General features: G+C 65.6%; 23 protein-coding genes. 10 read left to right on the top strand and 13 right to left on the bottom strand.

Annotated features, from left to right (window positions below):
• Window positions 1-123: 123 nt before the first annotated feature.
• A complete protein-coding gene (locus AC1VVM_RS19900; RefSeq protein ID WP_482905482.1) occupies window positions 124-1,263 on the top strand; it encodes a BamA/TamA family outer membrane protein in 1,140 nt (379 codons plus the stop codon).
• 20 nt (window positions 1,264-1,283) lie between these two features.
• Here the strand turns inward: AC1VVM_RS19900 and AC1VVM_RS19895 are convergent, their stop codons facing one another.
• From AC1VVM_RS19895 to AC1VVM_RS19885, 3 genes are all read right to left on the bottom strand, one after another.
• Window positions 1,284-1,814, bottom strand: a complete 531-nt coding sequence (locus AC1VVM_RS19895; protein ID WP_482905481.1) for a DUF4136 domain-containing protein — start codon at window positions 1,812-1,814, stop codon at window positions 1,284-1,286.
• Between the two features lie 100 nt (window positions 1,815-1,914).
• On the bottom strand, window positions 1,915-3,288 hold the full coding sequence (locus AC1VVM_RS19890) for a sensor histidine kinase (RefSeq protein ID WP_482957196.1): 1,374 nt from the start codon (window positions 3,286-3,288) through the stop codon (window positions 1,915-1,917).
• Window positions 3,285-3,953: a response regulator transcription factor gene (locus AC1VVM_RS19885; RefSeq protein ID WP_482905479.1), complete on the bottom strand. Its 669-nt coding sequence runs from the start codon at window positions 3,951-3,953 to the stop codon at window positions 3,285-3,287. The genes AC1VVM_RS19890 and AC1VVM_RS19885 overlap by 4 nt, the downstream gene beginning before the upstream one ends.
• Before the next feature lie 245 nt (window positions 3,954-4,198).
• On the opposite strand from AC1VVM_RS19885, the gene AC1VVM_RS19880 reads away from it, so the two are divergent.
• Genes AC1VVM_RS19880 through AC1VVM_RS19865 form a run of 4 tightly spaced genes read left to right on the top strand, consistent with a single transcriptional unit; the run spans window position 4,199 to window position 7,943 of the window.
• Window positions 4,199-5,014 (top strand): nucleoside/nucleotide kinase family protein, encoded by an 816-nt coding sequence (locus AC1VVM_RS19880; RefSeq protein ID WP_482957195.1) that lies wholly within the window; start codon window positions 4,199-4,201, stop codon window positions 5,012-5,014.
• Between the two features lie 36 nt (window positions 5,015-5,050).
• The gene (locus AC1VVM_RS19875; protein ID WP_482905477.1) at window positions 5,051-5,764 is read left to right on the top strand and encodes a nucleoside/nucleotide kinase family protein; all 714 of its coding nucleotides are present in this window, start codon (window positions 5,051-5,053) and stop codon (window positions 5,762-5,764) included.
• Window positions 5,764-7,110, top strand: a complete 1,347-nt coding sequence (locus AC1VVM_RS19870) for a lipopolysaccharide biosynthesis protein (protein ID WP_207904663.1) — start codon at window positions 5,764-5,766, stop codon at window positions 7,108-7,110. The genes AC1VVM_RS19875 and AC1VVM_RS19870 overlap by 1 nt, the downstream gene beginning before the upstream one ends.
• The gene (locus AC1VVM_RS19865; protein WP_482905476.1) at window positions 7,107-7,943 is read left to right on the top strand and encodes a hypothetical protein; all 837 of its coding nucleotides are present in this window, start codon (window positions 7,107-7,109) and stop codon (window positions 7,941-7,943) included. The genes AC1VVM_RS19870 and AC1VVM_RS19865 overlap by 4 nt, the downstream gene beginning before the upstream one ends.
• A 15-nt stretch (window positions 7,944-7,958) precedes the next feature.
• Here the strand turns inward: AC1VVM_RS19865 and AC1VVM_RS19860 are convergent, their stop codons facing one another.
• Both AC1VVM_RS19860 and AC1VVM_RS19855 read right to left on the bottom strand, forming a co-directional pair.
• The gene (locus AC1VVM_RS19860; RefSeq protein ID WP_482957194.1) at window positions 7,959-8,669 is read right to left on the bottom strand and encodes a LuxR C-terminal-related transcriptional regulator; all 711 of its coding nucleotides are present in this window, start codon (window positions 8,667-8,669) and stop codon (window positions 7,959-7,961) included.
• A 143-nt stretch (window positions 8,670-8,812) separates the two neighbouring features.
• Window positions 8,813-9,130: a hypothetical protein gene (locus AC1VVM_RS19855; RefSeq protein WP_482957193.1), complete on the bottom strand. Its 318-nt coding sequence runs from the start codon at window positions 9,128-9,130 to the stop codon at window positions 8,813-8,815.
• Window positions 9,131-9,525: 395 nt separating this feature from the next.
• Between AC1VVM_RS19855 and AC1VVM_RS19850 the strand changes: the two genes are divergently transcribed.
• Together AC1VVM_RS19850 and AC1VVM_RS19845 are read left to right on the top strand one after the other, a co-directional pair.
• Window positions 9,526-10,206 carry a response regulator gene (locus AC1VVM_RS19850; RefSeq protein ID WP_482957192.1) on the top strand — a complete coding sequence of 227 codons (681 nt, stop codon included), beginning with the start codon at window positions 9,526-9,528 and terminating at the stop codon, window positions 10,204-10,206.
• A complete protein-coding gene (locus tag AC1VVM_RS19845; protein WP_165912140.1) occupies window positions 10,206-11,531 on the top strand; it encodes a sensor histidine kinase in 1,326 nt (441 codons plus the stop codon). The genes AC1VVM_RS19850 and AC1VVM_RS19845 overlap by 1 nt, the downstream gene beginning before the upstream one ends.
• A 16-nt stretch (window positions 11,532-11,547) precedes the next feature.
• Here the strand turns inward: AC1VVM_RS19845 and bdcA are convergent, their stop codons facing one another.
• Window positions 11,548-12,261 carry an SDR family oxidoreductase gene (gene bdcA, locus AC1VVM_RS19840; protein WP_482957191.1) on the bottom strand — a complete coding sequence of 238 codons (714 nt, stop codon included), beginning with the start codon at window positions 12,259-12,261 and terminating at the stop codon, window positions 11,548-11,550.
• Between the two features lie 25 nt (window positions 12,262-12,286).
• Window positions 12,287-12,916, bottom strand: a complete 630-nt coding sequence (locus AC1VVM_RS19835; protein WP_482957190.1) for an FMN-dependent NADH-azoreductase — start codon at window positions 12,914-12,916, stop codon at window positions 12,287-12,289.
• Window positions 12,917-13,121: 205 nt separating this feature from the next.
• Between AC1VVM_RS19835 and AC1VVM_RS19830 the strand changes: the two genes are divergently transcribed.
• On the top strand, window positions 13,122-14,045 hold the full coding sequence (locus tag AC1VVM_RS19830; RefSeq protein ID WP_482905471.1) for a LysR family transcriptional regulator: 924 nt from the start codon (window positions 13,122-13,124) through the stop codon (window positions 14,043-14,045).
• On the opposite strand, the gene AC1VVM_RS19825 is transcribed toward AC1VVM_RS19830, so the two are convergent.
• Window positions 14,046-14,465 (bottom strand): Ohr family peroxiredoxin, encoded by a 420-nt coding sequence (locus AC1VVM_RS19825; protein WP_482905470.1) that lies wholly within the window; start codon window positions 14,463-14,465, stop codon window positions 14,046-14,048.
• A gap of 8 nt (window positions 14,466-14,473) precedes the next feature.
• Window positions 14,474-14,941 carry a carboxymuconolactone decarboxylase family protein gene (locus AC1VVM_RS19820; RefSeq protein ID WP_482957189.1) on the bottom strand — a complete coding sequence of 156 codons (468 nt, stop codon included), beginning with the start codon at window positions 14,939-14,941 and terminating at the stop codon, window positions 14,474-14,476.
• 250 nt (window positions 14,942-15,191) lie between these two features.
• Here AC1VVM_RS19820 and AC1VVM_RS19815 point away from each other — a divergent pair, with 250 nt between their 5' ends.
• Complete coding sequence (locus tag AC1VVM_RS19815) at window positions 15,192-16,499, top strand: ATP-binding protein (protein WP_482957188.1); 1,308 nt, start codon at window positions 15,192-15,194, stop codon at window positions 16,497-16,499.
• Window positions 16,500-16,508: 9 nt separating this feature from the next.
• On the opposite strand, the gene AC1VVM_RS19810 is transcribed toward AC1VVM_RS19815, so the two are convergent.
• Complete coding sequence (locus AC1VVM_RS19810) at window positions 16,509-17,291, bottom strand: SDR family NAD(P)-dependent oxidoreductase (protein ID WP_482957187.1); 783 nt, start codon at window positions 17,289-17,291, stop codon at window positions 16,509-16,511.
• Window positions 17,292-17,405: 114 nt separating this feature from the next.
• On the opposite strand from AC1VVM_RS19810, the gene AC1VVM_RS19805 reads away from it, so the two are divergent.
• Entirely contained in the window at window positions 17,406-18,302 is an 897-nt protein-coding gene (locus AC1VVM_RS19805) for a LysR family transcriptional regulator (protein ID WP_482957186.1), read from the top strand.
• On the opposite strand, the gene cls is transcribed toward AC1VVM_RS19805, so the two are convergent.
• From cls to AC1VVM_RS19790, 3 genes are all read right to left on the bottom strand, one after another.
• Window positions 18,294-19,691 carry a cardiolipin synthase gene (gene cls, locus AC1VVM_RS19800; RefSeq protein WP_482957185.1) on the bottom strand — a complete coding sequence of 466 codons (1,398 nt, stop codon included), beginning with the start codon at window positions 19,689-19,691 and terminating at the stop codon, window positions 18,294-18,296. The genes AC1VVM_RS19805 and cls overlap by 9 nt on opposite strands.
• Window positions 19,692-19,760: 69 nt before the next feature.
• Entirely contained in the window at window positions 19,761-20,255 is a 495-nt protein-coding gene (locus AC1VVM_RS19795; RefSeq protein WP_482957184.1) for a MarR family winged helix-turn-helix transcriptional regulator, read from the bottom strand.
• A 31-nt stretch (window positions 20,256-20,286) separates the two neighbouring features.
• Window positions 20,287-21,858 carry an FAD-dependent monooxygenase gene (locus tag AC1VVM_RS19790; protein ID WP_482957354.1) on the bottom strand — a complete coding sequence of 524 codons (1,572 nt, stop codon included), beginning with the start codon at window positions 21,856-21,858 and terminating at the stop codon, window positions 20,287-20,289.
• Window positions 21,859-22,012 lie beyond the last annotated feature (154 nt).

Below are 22,012 nucleotides of genomic sequence, written 5' to 3'. Positions count from 1 at the left end.
AATTTCCGATTATATGGCCTGCGGGAAGGGCCTAGGCCGATAAGCGGGATGCCAGCCAACCAGCCATCGCCGGGCCCACGCGCGTGGGCCCGCATTCGCGGAGCCCTCGCGCCGCGCCGGGGCTTGGGCTGTCTCATCGTGCCGATGCTGGTCTGCGTCAGCACGCCAGCGCTGGCCGACGGACCGGGCGACCAGATCGACGATATGGACGAACAGGCCGAAGCGGTCGCCAGAGCCGTGAGCGGTAAGGAAGCCCCCGGCAAGAGCGGAAAGGACATCCTTGCCGTACCGTTGCCGATCACCAATCCCACGCTCGGCACGGGACTGGTCGTGGCCGGTGTTGCCTTCTACAACCCGAACAACGCGCCGTCGCCGTGGATCACCGGTGGCGCGGCGATGAAGACCAGCAATGGCAACTGGCTGGTGGGCGGCTTTCACAGCATGTCGCTTGACGGCGATCGCTACCGCCTGAGTGCGGCCGTGGGCGCAGGCGATCTGGTCATGGACTACTACGGCATCGGCCCCGAGGCGGGGGACCGCAATATCTCCACGAACTTGCACCAGAAGATCGCGGTGGTCCGGCTTCAGGGGCAGGTTCGGGTAGCGCCGGGGCTCTATGCCGGGGTGCGGATGTTCTACGCCAGCGTCGATGCCACGCAGAAGGACCTCGATCCGACCTATCCGGATCTGGCGATCCCGCCGGGTCAGGAGAATACCGACCTTGCCCAGATCGGCCCCGTCGTGACTTACGACACGCGGGACAATTCACTCAATCCACGCCACGGCGTCTATGCCCATGCCGAATGGCTGTTGAGCCTGAAAGTGCTCGGAGGAGACTTCACTTCGCGCAAGTTGACGGCCGGCGTCAGCTGGTACGTGCCGAGCGGAAGCAAGACGGTCTGGGCGCTGCACGGCGGCCTCTGCGGCGCTTCGTCTGGTGCGCCGTTCTACGACTTGTGCCTCTATGGGCAGAAGAACGACCTCAGGGGCTACAAGACGGGCCGCTACCGCGACCGTGCGAGCTGGGCCATGCAGGTCGAATGGCGGCGGCAACTGTTTGGCCGGTTCGGCGCGGTGGCTTTCGGCGGCATCGGCGGAACCGCGCCGCGTCTTGACCGGCTGGACGATACCAAGTTCCTTCCCGCCGGTGGCGTGGGTCTGCGCTATCAGCCCTCGCGCAAGACCAATATCAACCTGCGTCTGGATCTGGCGGTCGGCCGGGATTCCAGAGCGGTCTATCTGGGTATTGCCGAGGCCTTTTGAGCAGCGGCCCCGCCGCCGTTCTACTTCGCAGGTGGGGGCGGGAATTTGGCCAACACGGCGCGCACCGCCGTATCGATCTTTTCCTGCGTCACCGAACTCTGCGTAACCTGCTGGGTCGCCGTGCCATGCCAGACGGGCGCCTTGGTGCGCGTGTCGTAGATGTCGATCACGAGCGTACCGTCGGTCACGTTCCGCACATCGACGCGCGATCCGCCCCAACCGCTCCAGCCGCCCCAGGGACGGAAGTAGGGCCCGTAAGAACCGAAGTCTGTCACTTCCACGCGGTCTCGCGAGCCGATGGTGAAGCCCACGGCGAAATCGCCGGGGTCCGCCTGGGTAAAGCCTCGGTTCGCCAGTTCGGTGTCGATAGAGGCGCGGATCCGCTCCGTCAGCAATGGGTTCATGCCGTTCGGCACTTTCCGGTAGGCCCAGCTATAAGTCCGGAACGAGGCGAAATTGGCGTTGGGATCGGAGTCGAAGTTCACGGTGGGCGTCGAGGCACACGCGGTCAGAAGCGCGGCCAATGCCAGAGTGGCCATCCGTCTGCTCATGGTGATTCCTCCTGTGGACATAGGCGGATAGTCGCCGAGTCTCAGGGATCATGCCATCAGGGCCGCCCCTAGGACGGAAGGGGGCTCGCCCCGAGTATACTTAGCGGGCAGCGGGCAAAGTCAGCACGACCAGCAGGCCGGGGCCGTCCTGACGATCCACCAGCTCAATAGACCCCCGCGCCAGCGTCATGGCCTTGACCGCTATGGAAAGCCCGAGACCACTGCCGGAAGACGGCGCTGCGCCGCGCTCGAAGCGGCGCAGCAGGCGGTCGCGGTCTTCGGCAGGGACGCCGGGCCCCCGGTCGCCGATGGTCACGACGAGGTGATCGGATGTGCGGATGATGGCGATGTCGACCTGTCCGCCCTCCCGCGCATGGCGGACGGCATTGTGGATCACCGCCGCCAGCGCGATCTGGAGCGATGCGGGATCGCATGTCCAGCGCACCACATGCTCGGGCAGGACGGTAAATTCGATCTCGTCGGGTGGCAGGTTGATAAGGGCCTCAGCCACGACATCCGCCACCAGCGCGTGGATATCCACCGAACGCACGGATACCGCCGTCGCATTGAGGCGGGCAAGGGTCAGCATGCCGTCGACAAGGTCGTTGGCGCGCTTCACCACGGCCAGCAGGCGGTTCACGTCCTCCACGATCGGCTGGGGTGCGGTCTTGCGCAGCAATTGCGCCTGCGCCCGGATCGCCGCCAGCGGCGTGCGCAATTCGTGCGCAACATCGTCGGTGAAGGCCTGCTCCAGCTCGTAGGCCTGCTCCAGCCGCGCGAAGAGCTTGTTCAGCGCCACGATCAGCGGCCCGAGATCGCGCGACCAGTCCTCGGGCACCAGCGGCATCAGATCCGCCAGCGTGCGCGCGTTGAGCGTCGCGGCGAGCCGCTCGACTTCGGACAGGCTCTTGCGCAGCGTCCACCAGAGAATGACCATGGCAGCGGTAAGCAACAGGAACAGCGGCAGCACGAGCCTGCGCACGACGGGCCCGATCGAGAACTCGCGCATGGCGTCGCGTTCGGCCACCACCACCAGCAGCCGGGGATCGCGGCCCGGAAGGCCATAGCTGCGCCAGCGTTCACCCAGCGCGGTAAAATCGTGCAGGCCCGGCTGGCGCGGGACCAGTTCGACCGGCGCGCCCCAGCTCGACTGCGCGACCGGCTGGCCTTTCCAGAACACCGCGAACATGCACCAGTCATAGGAGGCGCGGAACGCCTTCTTTTCCTCGGCCGACAGCAGCGGATCGGCCTTTCCGGCAAGATCGTTGCTCCGCGCCACCATCACGCCGGCGGTCAGTTCGTCCTGCATCATCATGTACAGCAGGCGCGAGGCATTCACGAGCTGGGCGTCGGAAGAGCGCCCGATCTCCACGCTGGCGACCGAATAGAGGATCGCGCCCATGGCCAGACCGGTGATCGCCAGCAGCATCAGCACGCGGCGGTAGAGCCGGGTGGAGAGCGAGGAGCGCTTCACGCCTCCAACCCGCCGACCATGTAGCCCAGCCCGCGCGCCGTGCGGATGAAGTCGCGCCCGAACTTGCGCCGCAGCGAGGAGATGGCGACCTCGATAGTGTTCGATTCCACCCACTGGTCCTGATCGTAGAGTTCGCCCTCCAGATCGGTCTTGGAAACGAAACGCCGGCTGCGCCGCATCAGTAGCGCGAGAACGCGGAATTCCTTGGCGGTCAGCAGCACTTCCTCGCCGTCCATGCTGGCGACATGTCCGGCGAAGTCCAGCGTGACCCGGCCAACGCTGAGGCTATCGTCATGCCGGCGCTCACGGCGGCGCAATTGCGAGCGGATGCGGGCGGCCAGTTCCTCAAGATCGACGGGCTTGACCACATAATCGTCCGCTCCCGCATCGAGTCCGGCAACGCGGTGCGGCGTGCGATCGAAGGCGGTAATGACGATGACCGGCGTCTCGTCGCGCCGCGCGCGCAAGGCGCGCAGCACTTCGAGGCCGGTCATGTGCGGCAATCCGATGTCGAGCAGGATGACGTCGTAACTGCCCACCCCGACAGCGACGAGCACGTCGTCGCCGCGCGCGAAAAGATCGACGACATAGCCGTCGAGTTCGAGCGCCCGCTTCATCGCCGGGCCAAGATCGACATCGTCTTCCGCGATCAGCAGGCGGGGCAAAAGGGGACTCCACGTCGGTTTGCGGGATAGCCAGACGGATCGCCGGATGGTTCAGGCGCCCCATCGGAGGCGGACGAACCGGGACTACGCCAGCTTTCGGGCGACCGTCAAACTGGCCCGAAAACTTTTGTCGCCATCAGCTTCGCGTCAGCTTCGCAGGCTAGGAAGCAGGGCTCGACCTGAACCCACGAGCTTTTCCCGCAGCCCCCCGCTTCGGAAGAGCGGCAGGAGCGGCCAACGAAATCATGACGATACAAAAGTCTCCACGCGAGATCGCGTCCTGCACTCCGTTGGATTCCTCTTTCGCGCAGAGACCGGCTCTGTCGCTCGTCACTGCGGATGATTCTGCCCTGGCGCCCTGCATCGCGCTGGTCGGCTGCGACGGTTCGGGCAAATCCACGCTTGCCCGCGATCTGGTGGCACTGCTGGAGCAGCAGGCTCCCACGCGTTCGATGTATCTCGGCCTCGGCACCGGGGACCTTGGTCGCAAGATCGGCCAGGTGCCGCTGATCGGCCGGATCGTCGAGCCGTTCCTGACCAGCAAGGCCAAGCGCGCGCATGAGGGAGACGCACGGGCGGCGGAGCGCAAAGCGTCCGACAAGCGCCTGCCGGGGCTGGTCACGGCGCTGGCGATGTTTGCCTTCTCGCTTGCCCGGAAGCGGCGTTTTCGCAAGGTTCTCGATTACCGGCGGCAGGGCGTGCAAGTGGTCACCGATCGCTACCCGCAGGCCGAAATCCCCGGCAGCTTCGACGGACCGGGCCTGTCGTGGATGCGCAAGGGCTCGGCGCTGGTCGAACGGCTCGCCTCGCGGGAGCGTGCATTATACGACGGCATGGCAGCCTATCGCCCCACCGTGGTGATCCGGCTCAACGTCGATGTTGACACCGCGATGGGCCGCAAGGCCGATCATGAGCGTGCGATGCTGGAAAAGAAGCTTGCCGTGATGCCGACTTTGCGCTTTGGCGGCGCGCAGATCGTCGATGTCGATGCCACGCGGCCCTACCGTGAGGTGCTCGACACCGTTCGCGGCGTGCTGCGGCGGCACGGCCTGCAAACATGACGCATACCACCACGCTTTCCTAATTCGGGCCCGACGATGAATTCTGCTTCCCTTCCGCCCCTCATTGCTGTCGTCGGTTGCGACGGTTCCGGCAAATCGACCGTGACCGAGGCGCTTCGTGCCTGGCTGGACGAGCAGCGACCTGCGCGGATTTGCCATCTGGGCAAGCAGTCCGGCAATATCGGCCGCGCCATCGGCCGCCTGCCGCTGCTGGGCGGCAAGCTCGACAAATCGATCCACGCCAAGGCGCAGAAGGCACAGACCGACAAGGGTCCGGGGCTGGGCGCCGCGCTGGTGATCTATCTGTTTTCGATGCGGCGAGTGCGCCGTTTCCGCCGCATGATGCGCGCACGCCGCGATGGCTACGCGATCATCGCAGACCGTTTCCCGCAAGTGGGTGTGCCCGGTCCGATGGACGGGCTGGGCCTCGCACATGCCGGAGCCAAGGGCCTTGTCGGCATGCTCGCACGGTCCGAACGGCGGCAGTATGAGGCCATGGTGGCGACCCGTCCCGATCTCGTGCTGCGGCTCAATGTCTCGCTCGACGTGGCAGTGGCGCGCAAGCCCGACCACCGTTTGTCGTCGCTCGCGCGCAAGATCGCCGACGTGCCGCGCCTGACCTTCGAAGGCGCGCCGGTCGTGGAGATCGATGCCGAAGCCCCGCTTGAGCAGGTCCTCGCAGAGGCGAAGGCTGCGATTGCCGAGCGGCTTGCCGCCATGGGCGCTGCCCCGGCACGAAAGGCCGCGTGATGAAGGCCGTGAAACACTGGTTTTCGGACGGCGTGTTCCGCACGATCCTGCGCAATGCGTCCTATCTCGGCTCGACCAAGCTGATCGCCGCGCTGCTGGGCTTGATCGCACTGGCCTGCGCCGGGCGCGGCATGTCCCCGGCCTTGTTCGGTACGCTCGTCATCATCCATTCCTACGCCAACGGCGTGGGCGCGCTGGTCAAGTTCCAGACCTGGCAATTCATCGTCCGCTACGGCACCCCCGCACTGGGCCGGGGCGACCTTGACGAACTGCGCGACGTGACCGGCTTCGCCTTCGGGCTCGACCTCGCCAGCGGACTGGTGGGGCTGGCCGGGGGCCTGATCCTGTTGCCGTTCCTGGCCAACTGGTTCGACATCCCGGCAGAAGATGTGCGGCTGGCGATGCTCTATTGCACGCTGATCCCGACGATGACGGCGGCCACCCCGTCGGGCATCCTGCGCGTGCTGGACCGGTTCGACCAGATCGCCCTCCAGCAGCTCGTCACGCCGGCCTTGCGCGCCCTTGGGGGCGCCATTTCCTATTTCGGGAACTTCGGTTTCGTGGGCTTCGTGCTCACCTGGTACATCGCGGACCTTGCGGGCGATTTGTGCCTCTGGGCAATGTCGGTGCAGGAACTGCGCCGCCGGGAAATCCGGGGCGCGCTGCGTCCGGGCCTGCTTGGGCCGGGGCGGCGGCTGTCGGCTGCGTGGGACTTCGTGTGGACGACCAATATCGCCCATTCGATCTGGGCGGCCTGGGGGCCGGTCAGCAACCTCATCGTCGGCGCCATGCTGGGCCCGACGAGCGCGGGCCTGTTCAAGATTGCCGCCACATTCTTCGATTCCGCCAGCAAGCCGGCTGACCTTATGTCCCGCAGCTTCTATCCGGAAATCATGCGGCTCGATCCGACCAGTCGCCATCCGTGGCAACTGGCCATTCGCAGTGCCGTAATGTCCGGTGCGATCGGCGCGCTGATCCTGCTGGTGGTCATCATTGGCGGCGAGCCGGTCATCGGCCTGGTGTTCGGCAAGCGCTATGTCGAGGCATACGACCTGCTCCAGCTCATGACCGCGTCGCTGATCGTCACGATGGCAAGCTTCCCGCTGGAATCGCTGCTCTACATGGCGGGGCGCCAGCGCTCGGCACTGGTGGCGGAAGGCACGGCGGCGGCTGGTTATGCGCTGCTGCTGTTCGTTCTGATCCATTTCTACGGGTTGACCGGCGCGGGTCTCGCCTATGTCGCGGGCGTTTCGCTCAAGGCGCTGTTCATGCTGGTACCCACGCTTTGGGCCTACCGTGAGCGGCAGAAACTGGTCTACGTGATGACGGGCGGAGCGCGGGCGTGAACGGGGGCCGGACTTTCCCGGCAGAGACGCTGGATGCGCTGTTTCAGGCGGTCGAGGTGAACGACGTGGTCGATCCCGTCGTCAGCCTTCCCGATCCGATCCCGATCGCTTGCAGCGAGGAGGAGATGCGTCGCTGTCTGGATCTGTGCATGCAGTTCTGGAGCAAAAACGCAGACCCGGTGCAGATGCGCGCGCTCGCCCATACGCTGATCGTTTCCGGCGACCTGCCGCCGGACGCGCGGGTGCGCTACAAGAATATCCGCGCTGCCTACAAGCAACTGCGCTTCGCGCTGGTGCTCCACGGCAAGCGGCACAAGGCGCCGCGGCTGTTCCGCTGGACCGTTGCAGTCATGGGGCATCTTCAGGATGCCTTTCGCAACCGGCGGCGCATGGCGGTATTGGGCTATGGCCTGATGCTGCGATTGCTATTGTCTCGGCCGCTATGGATGGCGGTGCGCCGGGAAGTCGAGTCCGTAGAACTCGACACCTCCGCCGGGTTCCTCGCCTTCCGGCGCGAGGAATTCCACCGGCTGAAGCGCTGGCTGGAAAGCGGTTCGCTTAGCGGCCATCAATTTCACATGATGCGCAAGGTCGTGAGCCGTCAGGTCTCGTTCTACGACGTGATGCGCACGCTCCAGCCCGATGAGCAGGTCTACCGCATGTCCCGTTTCCTAAGCGCGATCAACGGGCTTATGGGCGGCATGCACGACGATCTGGTGGAACAGGCCGGGGCCGGGCAGCGGAACTATCACCGCGACAGCGTCGCTATTCCCGGCGATCTTGGCGACCGTCTGCGGACACTCGTGGCGCGCAATCCCTTCGTGGCGGCCTGACCGGCGCGCCTTGCGTCAGTGGCTGCTGCGGGCGCGGGGGAGACTTTCTCCGGACATCTCGTAGCGAGGGCGGGGTTCGCACAGCGACATCTCGCGCGCCATGACGGCAGCCTGAGTCCGGTTCCGCGCACCCAGCTTGGTCAGGATCGACTTCACGGTCGCCTTGATTGCGGCTTCGGTGACATTGAGGTCGTAGGCGATCGTCTTGTTCTGCAAGCCGTTGCGCAGGCTGGCGAGGACATCGAGTTCGCGGGTGTTGAACTTGTAGTCCTCCACGCTCGAACTGTGCGGCGCGCTCCGGCTTGTGACGACCAGCATGTTGTCGACCATGTCGATGATCTCGGGCGGGGCTACCCGCTGTCCGATCGCCACCATCTGCATCATCGAAACCAGCGACTGGCAGGGCGAGTCGATCAGGAAGTAGGCATGCGCGCCCGCCATGTAGAGCGCTGCCATTTCCGAGAATTCGAAAGATTCGACCAGTACGACGATGCGGAGCCGGGGATAGCGCAGCAGGAGGTTACCCAGCGTGGCTGCACCGTCGGCGCCGCAAATCGACCTGTCGATGACCAGAATGGCCTCTTCATGGCGCCCTGCCAGCGCGGGAGCGAGAGCGGCCAGACTGCGCAGGGGCTCGGCGGTTCCAAGGGCGGAATCGGCCAGGATCCGGCACATTCCTTCCTGCGCGAGTGAGTTCTTCATCGCGACGAACATCGTGATGGACATGGTGGATGCTCCTTGCTTGCGGCGTTCGACCTCGAAAGTTTGCCGGGGCCGTCGTGCCCGGCGGAAAGGGACTGCGGCCGCTTTTCAGGCGGCGAAACGGACGGCGGAGCGCTGGGGGGATTTCGGTGAACAACCGCGTCGATCTAATGGATTTCGCTGTTAACCAGATGCAGCGAGGGTTTGCCGGTGCAAGGCGATGCACCGTCGGGATATTCGATATTGCCGTCAGGTCGAAGGATGAAGAACTCGGTGGTGTCGACGGAGCCGTTGATGGTGATCGGCCAGATCGTCGAGATCGGCACTTCGTCGCCCGCGATGCGGAAAGTATCGATGCGCCAGGCGATGACCTGATCCATCATTTCCGGTGCGGGAGATTCTCGTCCTCGTCCATGCAAGTTCGGTGACACGTAGAAGCCGTCACCCGCAGATACACACGTCGTAGAAATAAGCTCGTGGGTCATGCTACCCCCAGCCAATGGCGCCAGGCGCCGGGACATTCGCCTTGCAAGATCGGAACGGAATATTCCAATGATGACTTGCCTGTTTACTATGTCTCGTCCCGGCTTACGGCGACCTTACAAGCACAGCCGGATAAGATGATGTTGCGCTTGCCGTATTGTGTCACATTGGTGCAGTGTGGCGTGCCGGTCGTATGCGGTTCCCGCATCGCCGCAGCATGAAAGATGTTTGAGCATTTTCAAGTCAGGTGGGATCACCTGACGACTCGGAAAATGCGCCAAACAAACGATAAACAGAGCGCAATCCGGTTCGGAACGAACGGAATACGCTCTGAGCAACCACGGCAACGGCATGCCGGCTCCGGCTGAGATGCCTGAAGCCTTGCGGGGAGCGGGGCATGCGGCTGCTGATCGTCGAGGACAATCCCGAACTGGCAGAGCTTATCGGCCTCCATCTGGCCGAGGCGGGGTTTCCCAACGACATCGTTTCTACAGCCGATGAGGCGCGCGCCTTCGTCGAAACGGGACATTACGCCGCCATGCTGCTCGATCTCGGCCTTCCGGACGAGGATGGCATCGTGCTCCTGCGCCAGTTGCGTGCGGCGGGCCATTTCCTGCCGGTGCTGGTGCTGACGGCGCGATCGGCCATTGCGGACCGGGTGGCCGGGCTCAATGCGGGGGCGGACGATTATCTGCCCAAGCCCTTTGCCGCCGAGGAACTGATCGCGCGCGTCGCCGCGCTCTTGCGGCGGGCCACGGGCGATCAGGGCGGCGCGATCGCCTGCGGCCAGCTTCGGTACGATGTCGCCTCGCAGACCCTGCGTGTGGACGATACCACGATCGTACTCGCCCCGCGCGAAGTGCAGCTTCTGGATCTCCTGATGCGCCACCGGGACAAAGTGGTGCGCAAATCGCAGATCGAGTCGGCGTTCTTCGGCCTTGGCGAGGAATTTTCCTCCAACGCCGCCGAAGTGAGTGTGCACCGGCTGCGCAAGCGCCTGATGTCGCTGGACGTCGGCGCCGAGATCGTGACCGTGCGCGGGCTGGGATACCTGCTGCGGTCCGCGCAGGAGAAATGATGCGCACACCTTCCGTCCTGCGCCGGATTCTCGTCCTTCACGCCGCCGCCACGCTGATTACGGCCGTGTTCGCCGCATTGGGTGCGTGGCTGCTGATCGACAGCACGGGAGACCGGCTCCAGCGGCAGGTCCTCGACGAATATGCGCAGAAGATGCAGGCGGGGCTGGAGCGCCATTCGAAAGGCTGGACGATCTCGGAAGAGGCAGCCGTGGCCCTGCGCGGCGGGGGCAGCAGCTTCAGCTTCTGGGTCGAGGACCGGGGGCGCCGCATCGCCGTGGACAACCTGAAGTCCTCTCCCTCGCTCGCCGTGCCGACCCGGCCGGACGTCACCTATTTCAGGCGTGTGCGCGGCTCGAAGATCTATTCGGGCATCAGCATGCCGCTTGTCCGCGAGCCGGGAAGCTGGCTGGTGATCGTCCAGAACCTCGATCACCCCGACGTGATCTTCGACGATCTGCGCGCCCAGATCGTGATGGTTGGCGGCGGACTTCTGGCGATTTTCCTGGTCGGGCTGCTGACGGTGGACACTTACATCGTGCGGCAGTCGCTGGCGCCGGTCAAACGCGCCTCGCGCGAGGTCGAGCAGGTCTTTCCCCACCAGTTGCAGCAGCGCGTGGATACCGAAGGCATGCCGGAAGAAGTGCTTCCGCTGCTGCGCGCCTTCAACGCGGCGCTGGACCGGGTGGAGGACGCCTATCGGATCGAGCGGGAATTCGCGGCGGATGCAGCGCACGAACTGCGCACGCCGCTGGCCATTCTGCGCCTGCTGGCGGGGCAGGGCGGGCCGTCCGAAGTGCAGATGCGGATGCTTCGCCAGATCGATGTGGTCGAAGCGATTGTCGAGCGCCTGCTGCTGGTGGCGGAAGTGGACGCCATGGCCTGCGATCCGGAGGAAATGGTCGAACTGCGCTCGGTCGTGGAAGACCGCGTGGCCGCCATCGTGCCGCTGCTGATGGCGAAAGGGCAAGTCGTCGAGATCGTCGGCTTGCCGCGCATGGAGGTCTTCGCTTCGGAATATCTGGTCGGCCGGGTGCTGGATTCGCTGCTGGAAAATGCTGCGAAACATACGCTGCCCGGCACCCGCGTCACGGTTGCCGTAGGGCCGGGATCGGAAGTCCATGTGGCCGACACGGGGCCCGGGCTTCCCACTTACGATCCGCAGATATTCGCGCGTTTCGAGGCGGCTCGGCGGGATCTTTCGCGAAGTTCCGGATTGGGTCTCGCGATCGCCAGCGAATTGATGCGCAAGGTGGGCGGGAAACTGGAATCCCGCGCGAACGTCCCGAACGGCGTGATCTTCACGCTGCGATTTCGTTCGGTCTGAACGCGCGGGATAAGGATCAGGCCGCGAAGCCGCCGTCGATGGCGTAGAGACCGGCGGTAACGAAGCCGGCTTCCGCGCTCGCCAACCAGGCGACGAGGCTGGCGACTTCATCGGGCTGGCCATGGCGGGCAATCGCCATGAAGCTGTGCATGCCATCTGCCATCGGCCCATTTGCCGGGTTCATGTCGGTATCGACCGGGCCGGGCTGCACGACGTTGACGGTGATGCCGCGCGGGCCAAGATCGCGGGCAAGGCCGCGCGCCATGCCCTGCATGGCCGACTTGGTGAGCGCATAGGCCGCTCCGCCCGCGAAGGGCATGCGGTCGCCATTGGTGGAGCCGATCACCACGATCCGGCCGCCCTCGGGCATCGTGCGCGCCGCTTCGACCGAGGCGAAGTAGGGCGCGCGCACGTTAACGTCGATCATCCGGTCGATCGCGTCGGGATCGAGTTCGAGCGCATCGCCGATAACCAGCACGCCCGCGCTGACGACCAGCACGTCGAGCGGCCCGGCATCGCGGACAGTGGCGATCACCGCGTCGCGATCCGCTGCGTCGGAGCGCACGGCGGTCGCGCCGGTCTCTGTGGCAAGGGCTTCGGCCGCGTCCTTCGAACCGGCGTAGGTGAAGGTGACGGAGGCGCCTTCCACGGCAAGTCTCCTGACGACAGCGGCACCGATACCGCGGCTGCCGCCGATGACGAGGGCTTTCTTGTTGGTGAAGCGAGTCATGAGTTCGGTTCCTTTCGAATGGAGATCAGGCAAGTTCGAGCGCCTGCGCGGGGAGAGGGAGAGTATCGATAGCGGCCTCGGCAGCGGCGACGACAGTGCCGCGCGCATCGGGGGAGAGGGCCAGCCCTTCGGCGTGGACCACGGTGACATCCGTGATGCCCACGAAGCCGAGCACGGCCTTGAGATAGGGCGTCTGGAAGTCCATGCCGTCAACCGGCGATCCGGGAACGAAAGCGCTGCCGCGTCCGGTGACGAGGTAGACCGGCTTGTTGGCGACCAGTCCCACCGGGCCCTGCGCCGTATAGCCGAACGTCACGCCGGCCTGGCACACGCGGTCGATCCAGGCCTTGAGCTGGCTGGAAATGCTGAAGTTGTACATCGGGGAGGCAATGACGATGGCGTCGGCAGCAAGGAATTCGGCGATCGCGGCATCGCCAAGCGCGATCTCCGCCGTGAAGTCGGCATCAGTTGCCGCGCCGCTCTTGGCCGCCAGATAGGCGCCGCTCAGGTGGGGGATCGGATCGGCGGCGAGATCGCGATAGGTCACATTCGCGCCGGGGTTCTCGGCAAGGAGCCTTTCGACAAGGCGGCGGCCAAGCGGGCGGGTAACGGAAGCGTCGCCCAGAATGCTCGAATCGATGTGCAGAATGTTCATGGGGGCTATCCCTGTTCGGTTTCGTTGATCCTGAGATACGCTGCCGCCGACATTCCGATTAGCGGGCTGATGGGCATCTGATTGTTGCCTTCCTGATGCGTAATCGCTGCCCATTATGTTTGGAAGACAAGGCGGGCCCGGAGCGATTTCGCGTGACGGATCATTGTGCTAGCCTTGCCTTGTTCAATCGCGTGAAGGGGCACGCATGCCGCATCTGCCGGATTTCGAGGCATGGGCCATCTTCGCGAAAGTCGCGGAAAAGGGTTCGTTCAGTCACGCCGCCGAAGAACTCGGCCTTGCCAAGACCACCGTTTCCAAGACCGTGACCCGGCTTGAGGAGCGGATGCGGACCACGCTGCTCCACCGCACCACGCGCAAGCTCTCGCTAACCGAGACGGGGCGGCTGTCGCTGGAGCGCGCGATGCGCATCCTGGCTGACGGCGCGGCGATAGAGGCCGATATTCTGGAGGAGGCGGCAGTGCCGCGCGGATCGATCCGGCTCGCCTCGATGTCGGGCTTCGGCACCGACGCGCTGGCCTGTGCGCTGCCGGAGTTCCTCAGGGCCTATCCGGAAGTGCGTGTCGATCTTACGCTGCGCGAAAGCCATGTCGATCTTGTCGGGGAGGGGTTCGATGCCGCGATACAGGTCGGGGCGGGCGTCGATTCCAGCCTCAGGACCAGCCGCCTGTTCTCGTTCCGCCGCCCGCTGCTTGGCGCGCCGGCGCTGCTCGAAGCGAGGGGCATGCCCGCCCACCCTTCGGAACTGGCGCGCTATCCGGCGGTGATCCCGACCCATGTTTCATGGGGGCAGGACTGGGTGTTCGAACGGGAGGGGCATGAGGCGGTCGCGCTGCGAATGGACGGCTGTTACCGGGTGAACAACCCGATCGCCATGATACCCGCGCTCGTCGCCGGGATCGGGCTGGCCATCCTGCCCGAGTTCTACGTCTGGAAGCAGCTTGAAGAAGGCTCGCTGGTGGAACTGTTGCCCGACTGGCGGCCGCCGTCGGGCCCGGTCTTTCTGGTGACGCCGCCCGGCCGCGCGCGCCCGGCGCGGGTGCGCGTCCTGCTCGAATTCCTGCGCGAGCATTTCGCGCGCCAGCCCTGGGCGCACGGCATCGAGAGCTGATCAGGTCACGTCGATGCGCACCTCGACATTGCCGCGCACCGCTTTCGAATAAGGGCAGCGGGCGTGGGCACTCGCCGCCAGTTCCTCCGCCAGTTCGGGGGGCAGGCCGGGCAGGTCGAGCGAAAGGGACACGGCCAGCACCGGCCCCGATGCATCGCCGCCGCGCAGCCGGACCGTCGCGGTGACATTGCTGTCCGACGCCAGTGCGACGGCGCGCTCCTGCGCTTCCATCCGCAAGGTGGCGAGGAAGCAGGCGGCATAGGCAGCCGCGAAGAGCTGTTCGGGGTTGGTGCCGCGCCCATCGTCGCCGCCAAGGGCGGCCGGGGTCGAAAGATCGACCCGCAGCCGCCCGTCGCAGCTTGAAACGCAACCGGAACGTCCGCCAAGGACAGTGGCCTGCGCGGTATAGATCGGGTCCATGGGCTCTCTCACGCCGCCCCGGTCAGCTTCGCGACGGCGGCAGGCGCGGCGCGGAACGAGATCGCAAGGCGGTTGTAGGTGTTCATCAGCCCGATCGCGATGGTCAGATCGGACAGCTGCTTGGCATCGAAGACGCGGGCGGCGGCCTCATATTCGGCATCGGGCACGGCCGTATCGGCAACGCGGGTGACGGTTTCCGCCCAGGCGAGGGCGGCCTGTTCGACTTCGCTGAACAAGGGCCGTGCCTCGCGCCAGACGGGCACGAGCACCAGCTTCTCCGTGCTGACGCCCTTGGCCAGCAAGTCGCGGCTATGCATGTCGATGCAATATGCGCAGCCGTTAATGAGGCTAACGCGCAAGTAGACCAGATCGACCAAGGCGGGATCGAGTCCGCTTGTCATCACATAACCGTAGACGTGGCCCAGTGCCTTCATTCCGGCGGGGGCGGCAAGATTGTGATCGATGCGGTGGGTCATGGGAACGTCTCCATCGTGATCGTGAACTCGGGGTATGCGGCCCTGAATAGAGCAATGTGGGAAAGCCGATTAGGCACCGCGTCGTCACCTGATTGGTGCCTGCGAAGGGCATAATCGATGCCGGCCCGCGCCCTCGGCTCGTGTCAAATCATTGCCGGACACCCCTGCAAGATTGACGCGCTCCCCCTGTGATGAGAGGCCTTGCAAGAGGCGCGGCAAGCACAGGAACCGCAGGCGCCCGCCGAGAGAGGTGCCTTTGCCACGATTACGCTCCTCGCGCCTTCCGGTGCAGGCCGCGATCCTGCTTCTGCTGCTGGGGCTGGTCCAACTGGCTGGCAGCCTGCTGTTCTATCAGTCGATCGACCGCCAGACCCTGCGCGAGGACCACGCACGGCGGATTGCCGAACTGTTGGTCGTGAGCGAGCGCATCCATGGCATCGACGCGGGGCAGGTGGTGAAGGTCATGTCCACCCGTCATCTCGACGCGCACGTTGCCGCCGCACCGCTCGTGACCGGCGCCGAGATGGCGCGCCCGCTGCGGTCGATTGCGGGTGAAGTCGTCCGGTGGGAGCCGTCGCTGGCGGGCCGTGAATTCCATCTCGCCTATTCACCGGGGCCCCAGGGAAGGCGCGATCTGGTGGGTTCGATGCGGCTCGCCGATGGAACGTGGCTGAACTTCCGGTCCAGCGACATCGGCGGCACCTGGCCGGTCGCGGCCCGCGCGACCGTGCTGACGCTGCTGACCGCGCTCGCCTGTCTTGCGGTCGGTCTTCTGGCGCTGGGCGTGCTCACCCGGCCCTTGCGGCGGCTTGCGCGCGCGGCCGATGCGATCGGCCATGGCCAGCGTGTAGAGATCGACGAGCAGGGCTCTGCGGATCTGCGCGATCTCGCCCATGCGATGAACGTGATGCAGGAGCGCATCGCCCGGCTCGTCGAGGATCAGGCCCGCTCGTTCGAGGCGATCAGCCACGATCTGCGTACACCGCTCGCGCGCCAGCGGGTTGTTGTCGATCTTGTCGAGGACCGGGAGCTTGCCGACATCCTCGGCGGCAGCATTGAGGAGATGGAGGCGCTGATCGCGTCGCTTCAGGGCTACCTTCGCGCCCAGCATATCGCCAGCGAGCCCGAAGAGGTCGATCTGGGCGCGCTCGTCGCGGGCGCGGCCGGGGCCTATGGCGACTGCGTGCAGGTTTCCGGTCCGGGCGATGCCAAGACCCGGACTTATGTCGAACCGGTCAGGCTGGCCCTCTCGGCACTGGTCGAGAACGCCGTGCGGTTCGGCGGCGCGGCGCAAGTGCGGCTGCTCAAGACGGCCGATGGATGGAACATCGAGGTGGAGGACCCGGGCGCCGGCATTCCGGCCCGCCACTTCACGGACGTCCTCGCCCCGTTCTTCCGGATCGATGAGGCGCGCAGTCGGGACGTGCCCGGCTTCGGCCTTGGCATCCCGACGGCGCACCGGCTGATGATGCGCTTCGGCGGCGCGCTGTCTTTCGAGGACAGGGCGCAGGGCGGCTTTGTCGCGCGCATTCGCGTGCCCGCCGCCCCGCATTCCTGATCGGCGCGGCTATCCCGCAATGGCCTTGGCGATCTGCTGGATACGCGCGCGGCGGGCGCTGGCCGAGGTTCCGGCATAGCCCACTTCCTCGTCCTCCAGCGCCCAGTTGCACACCGGCCCATGCGGCAGCCGCGCAAGGCCGAGCGCGGCCACATCCTCGGACGAAGCGCAATTGTCAGGGAAGGCGTGCCCCTTGCGCGCCATGAGTTCGCGGTGCGCGGGCGTGTCGGTGCGCCCCATGATGAGGTTCAGCACATCCACGCCGTGGGGATTGAGTTCGGCCCAGAGCCCTTCGCCGAAGACGAGATCGAAAGCCTTGCTGCCGCCATAGACGGTAATCCCCGGTAGCCCGCCATAGCACGCGCCCGAGCCGACCAGGATGATGCCGCCCCGCCCCCGCGCGCGCATCGGTCCGGCGAAGCGATGGCACGCCCGCATCGTGGTCATGACATTGCGCGTGACGAGCGCTTCCCAAGCGGCCAGTGCGCCGTCGAGGAACAGCGCGCCGTTGGAATCGGCACCGGCATTGAGTATCAGCAGCCCCACCTCGCGCCCGTCCGCAAGATCGACCATGCGATCCGCCGCGTCCTCAAGCGCCAGATCGATCGAGCCGGTGACGCAGTCGACGCCGTGGTCCCGCGCGATTTCGGCGGCAAGCTCTGCCAGCGGCCCCTCGCGCCGGGCCACGAGGATCAGGTTGATGCCCGCTGCCGCCAGTTGGCGGGCGAAAGCGGCGCCGGTTCCTTCCGATGCCCCCGCGACAAGGGCCCATGGTCCGTACCGTTCGCGCATGTCCAAAATATTCTCTCCCGCTTATCCGTTCGCCGGGAGGATATCGAAGCACGGCCATGCCGCCATTTCAAAATGCGGCAGACTTCTATCTCGATCCGAGATAGCCCAAGGGCCATGGAGATCAGACGCCTGCGCTACTTTCTGCGGATTGCCGAAGACGGTTCGCTGACGCGGTCCGCCGGAGTGCTGCGGATCGCGCAATCGGCGCTGACGCGGCAGATGCGGCTGCTCGAACAGGATCTGGGCGTGAAGCTCTTCGTGCGCTCCTCGCGCGGGATGGCGCTGACCGAGGACGGCGAGCAACTGCGGACGTCGGTGGCCGCGCCGCTGCGCGAACTGGAACTCGCGCTCGATGCGATCCGAAGGCAAGGTCCGCAAGCCCGCTCGACGGTGGTGATCGGCCTGCCGCCGGGCCTTGCCGACATGCTCGGCCTGACGCTGGCGCTCGAACTGGAACGGCGCGTGCCGGACATTGCCGTGCGCATGGTGGAAGGGCCGACCGGCAGCCTGGTCGACTGGCTCAATCGCGGCGTGGTCGATCTTGCGCTGCTGGAGGATTCCGCCCGCGACGGCAGGATCGAGGAACGTCTGCTGCATGAAGAGCGGCTCTGGCTGATCGGTCCCGTCGATGCGCCTTTCAACGGCACCGTGCGGTTAGAGGATGCGGCGCCGTTGCCGTTGATCGTGCCGTCGCACCATCTCGGCATTGGCGGCGCCATCGAGGATGCCGCAGCGGCGCGCGGGCTGGCGCTCAATGTCCGCATGCACGTCGATGCTGCGCGGCTCGCTCGCGATCTCGTCGAAAAGGGGGCGGGCTATGCGATCCTGCCACACGGCTATTGCCGGGACGCGATTAGCCAGGGTCGTTTCCGGGGCTGGAAACTGGTCGAGCCGGAGCTGATGGTGGGTATCCACCTCGCCTTCCGGCGGCATCGGCGCGCGCGCAAGGGCGATTTCGACAGGCTTCAGGACGCCGTGACCGCGATCGCGAGCGAACGGTTCCTAAAGTAGCGGACTGACAAGCCGCGCCAGATTTTCCACAAGGCGCGCAGTTTGCGGCCGGGCGCGCCATTCAGGCAGGGTCAGTTCGTCGCTGCACTCCAAATACCCGCGCAGGATTTCGAGCATCGGGGCGACGGCGTCCGCCCCGTGCAGGATAAGGCTGATCTCGGCATTGAGCGCGAAGGAGCGCATGTCGACATTGCTCGATCCGACCACGGCGATTGTGTCGTCGATAGCCACGGACTTGGCATGCAGCAGATGGCGGCGATAGCCATGGATGCGCGCGCCGGCCTCCAGCAGTTCCTGATAGTAGGAACGCTGCGCATAGCTGACGAGGCGCTGGTCGACGACTTGCGAGACGACAAGGTTCACCGAGACCGACCGCGCAGCCGCGTTCTTGACCGCCGTAATCAGGGCCTGATCGGGGATCAGGTAGGGCGAGACGATGGTGACTTCGTGCCGCGCCCGGTGCACCAGTTCAACGAGCAGACGCTCGTAGCCGGTCGTGCCGAAATCCGGTCCGCTCGGCATGGCCTGATGCACCGAACTGCCCTCAAGGGCCGGGATGGGCAGCGCGCCGAGCCGCTCACCGGTTTCGAGATACCAGTCGCTGGCGAACATGGCGTCGAAGGCCGCCACCACCGGCCCTTGGACGCGCGCGACCAGCTCGTCGTTGACGATGCCCGGCTTGAAGTCGCGGTTCACGATGTTCTGGGATCCGACGAAGACGATCCGGCCATCGACAAGGCAGAGCTTGCGGTGATTGCGCAAGTCTGTGCGCGCGCGGCGCAGGGGTGCGAAGCGTACCGGCAGGACGAGGCGGGCCTCGACTCCGGCGCCCTTGAGCAAGGCCATGCTGCGCTTGGCCCATGGGCGAGATCCCAACGCATCGACCAGCACATGCACGGGAACGCCGCGCTCGCGCGCCCGGGCGAGAGCCCCCACCACCGCCTTTCCGGTGTGGTCGTCGGCGAAAATGTAGGTCTGGAGACGTATGCGGATCGTGGCGGCATCGATCGCCTCGATCATCGCGGCGATGGTGCCGTCATAGTCGCTGAGCAGCCGCGCGGAATTGCCGGCGGAGGCCGGAAAGCCACCGAGCGTTTCGGCCAGTTGCTGGATCTCGGACTGTTCGGTGCCGTCGGCCGCGAGGTCCCGGGCGACCTGCTGCCGAAAGGGCTGATCGTCGGCGAAGCGGGCCTGTCGCCACGCCGGGAACTGCGCCCGACCAATGAAACGATAGAGGATGAGCGCCGGCACCGGCAGGAACAGCACGAAGAGCAGCCAACTGCGCGCGGCTTCGGGCGAGCGGCGCATCGGCAGGATCACCACCATGGCCAGGCGAATGACCCATTCGATCAACAGGTAAGTCAGCGCAAGCCGCGAGGCGTCGAACATGGGGTCCAAGGTATCGAGCCGCGCGCGCCATGGCCAGCCTTGAGATAGGCAGGCTGGATTCGGCCCGTATCAATCCTCCAGCGCGGGCAGTTTTCCGCTGTCGACAGCGCGCAGCGGTGCCCGGCTGAGTTCGTTTCCGGCGCGCGTCAGCTTGGAGAGCAGGGCAACGAAGGTCTCCTGCTCTTCGGGCGAGAGACCGGCGAGAATGTCTTCCTGCACCCGCTCGATCCAGGGATTGGCGCGCTCCAGCACGTCCTGCCCCGCAGGCGTAAGCGCAAGGACGCGGGCGCGCCGGTCGGTCGGGCTGATCTCGCGCACGACAAGGCCCTTCTGGACCAGCCGGTCGATCACCCCGCCGATCGTCACGCGGTCATAGGCGATCATCCCGGCCAGCGTCTGCTGGCCCAGCCCGGGATGATCGCGCAAGGTTATCAGCGCGGCGAACTGCACCGCCGTCACGTCGATATCCGCTTCGGCCATGCGAATGCCGAAGAGGGCGACCGAGATCTGCTGGAGACGGCGGATCAGGTGGCCGGGCAAAGTTTCGAGGTCGCGGTTGCTCATGCCGGCACCTAGCGCGATTTTGCTGCCTTCCTCAAGCCCGCCGAAGGATCGCCGCGAAGTACGCAGACAGTTCTTCTCTTGCCTCCAGCGGCAGCACATGTCCGATGTACTGGTCCGGGCGGACGACGATCATGCAGCCCCGGTCGCGGTCTATTCCGCGCATATCGTAGATATCGCCCGCTCCAGCGTCGACGCAGAACGCCTTTTCGTAATCGCGCAGGCCCAGTTCGCCCTTGCGGGGCCAGAGCAGGCCGGGGAGATCGTCCATCGACAGCGACTGGTGCGACTGTTGGAATATCGCGCGGACGTCGATAATCGCATCGCTGTCCGCGCCCGCCTGAGTGTGGCGCAGCAAGGGAGAGGCCGGATCGCTTTCAAGGAAGCGGCAGAGTTCGGCAATGTGGGATTCCGGGCGCGAACCCGGCGCGAGGCCGTCCTTGCCTGCGAAGAGATAGATCCGCCAGCGTCCGTCTGCCTCGGCGACATGGCCGAGATGCATGGGCTTTGCATCGGCCAGCCGCACGACAGGCGCCGAGTGGAATCGCATGCCGATCCCGAACCCTTCGGCAAGGGCCTGATGTTCGCCATTGCCGGTCAGCGCGGAGGGGCGATACTGCGTGGCGGTGCCTGCCGTGAAGCGGCCCTGCTTGACGAAATAGCGCTGGAACGCGGCGGGATCGACGCCGTCCTCGCTCTCGTCCGTCTTCGGCTTGGCGCTGAACATGGCGGCGAATTCGCGGTCGAAGTCGATCAGTTCCTTGGCGATGGCCTGCCGCTCGGCCGAATAGCTGTGCAGCAGTTCCGGCCCGGCCCGGCCGCCCAGCACGGCGGCAAGCTTCCAGCCGAGGTTGAAGGTGTCCTGCATGGACACGTTCATGCCCTGACCCGCCTTCGGGCTGTGCGTATGGCAGGCGTCGCCCGCGATGAAGACGCGGGGGAATCGCGTAGATTCCTCTCCTGCGGGCACATCGTCGAACTTGTCGCAGAGACGCTGGCCGATCTCGTAGACGGACCACCACGCCACCTGCTTCACATCCAGCACGTAGGGATGGAGAATGCGCTGCGCTGCCGCGACAAGCTGGTCTTGTGTGATGTTCTTGGCCGAGACGCGCTCATCCGCGCCCAGTTTGTCCAGTTCGATATAGAGGCGCACGAGGTAGCCGCCCTCGCGCGGGATGATGAGAATATTGCCCTCGTTGGCCGAGTGGATCGCGCTCTTGCGGCGGATGTCGGGGAAATCGCTGTAGGCGAGCACGTCCATCACGCCCCAGGCCTGATTGGCGGATTCGCCGGTGAGGCCAAGTCCGATCGCCCGGCGAACCCGGCTGCGCGCGCCGTCGCAGCCGACGACGTAGCGGGCGCGGATCACCTCGATCGCGTCCTCGCCTTCGGTGCCGACCGGGCGGAGGCGGACCACGACGGGCGCCTCAAGGTCTTCCGGAACGGTCAGGTCGACGATTTCCATGCCGTAGTCCGGCACCAGCCGGCTCGGAGAATTGCGCATGGCTTCAAGATAGAAGTCATGGACGCGCGCCTGATTGAGGATGACATGGGGGAATTCGAACGCATTGAAAAATAAGGGGAAATCGGCGCTTTCCCCGATTTTATCCCCGATTCGGGAAACCCGGCTCCCGGCCCGGTGAGCCTCCGAGTGATTCGGAGAGGTCGCACTATCAATTCGGAGTGACCCGGAGGCTCAAGCCGATTCGTAGCATGGATTGGGCCGAATGCCAGTCGGTCGGGGAGCCACTGGGGAG

The sequence above is a fragment of the Novosphingobium sp. BL-S-33 genome (genome assembly GCF_056857025.1).
Note: the sequence above shows the minus strand (reverse complement) of the source record. Positions and strands in the feature narration are given on the sequence as shown.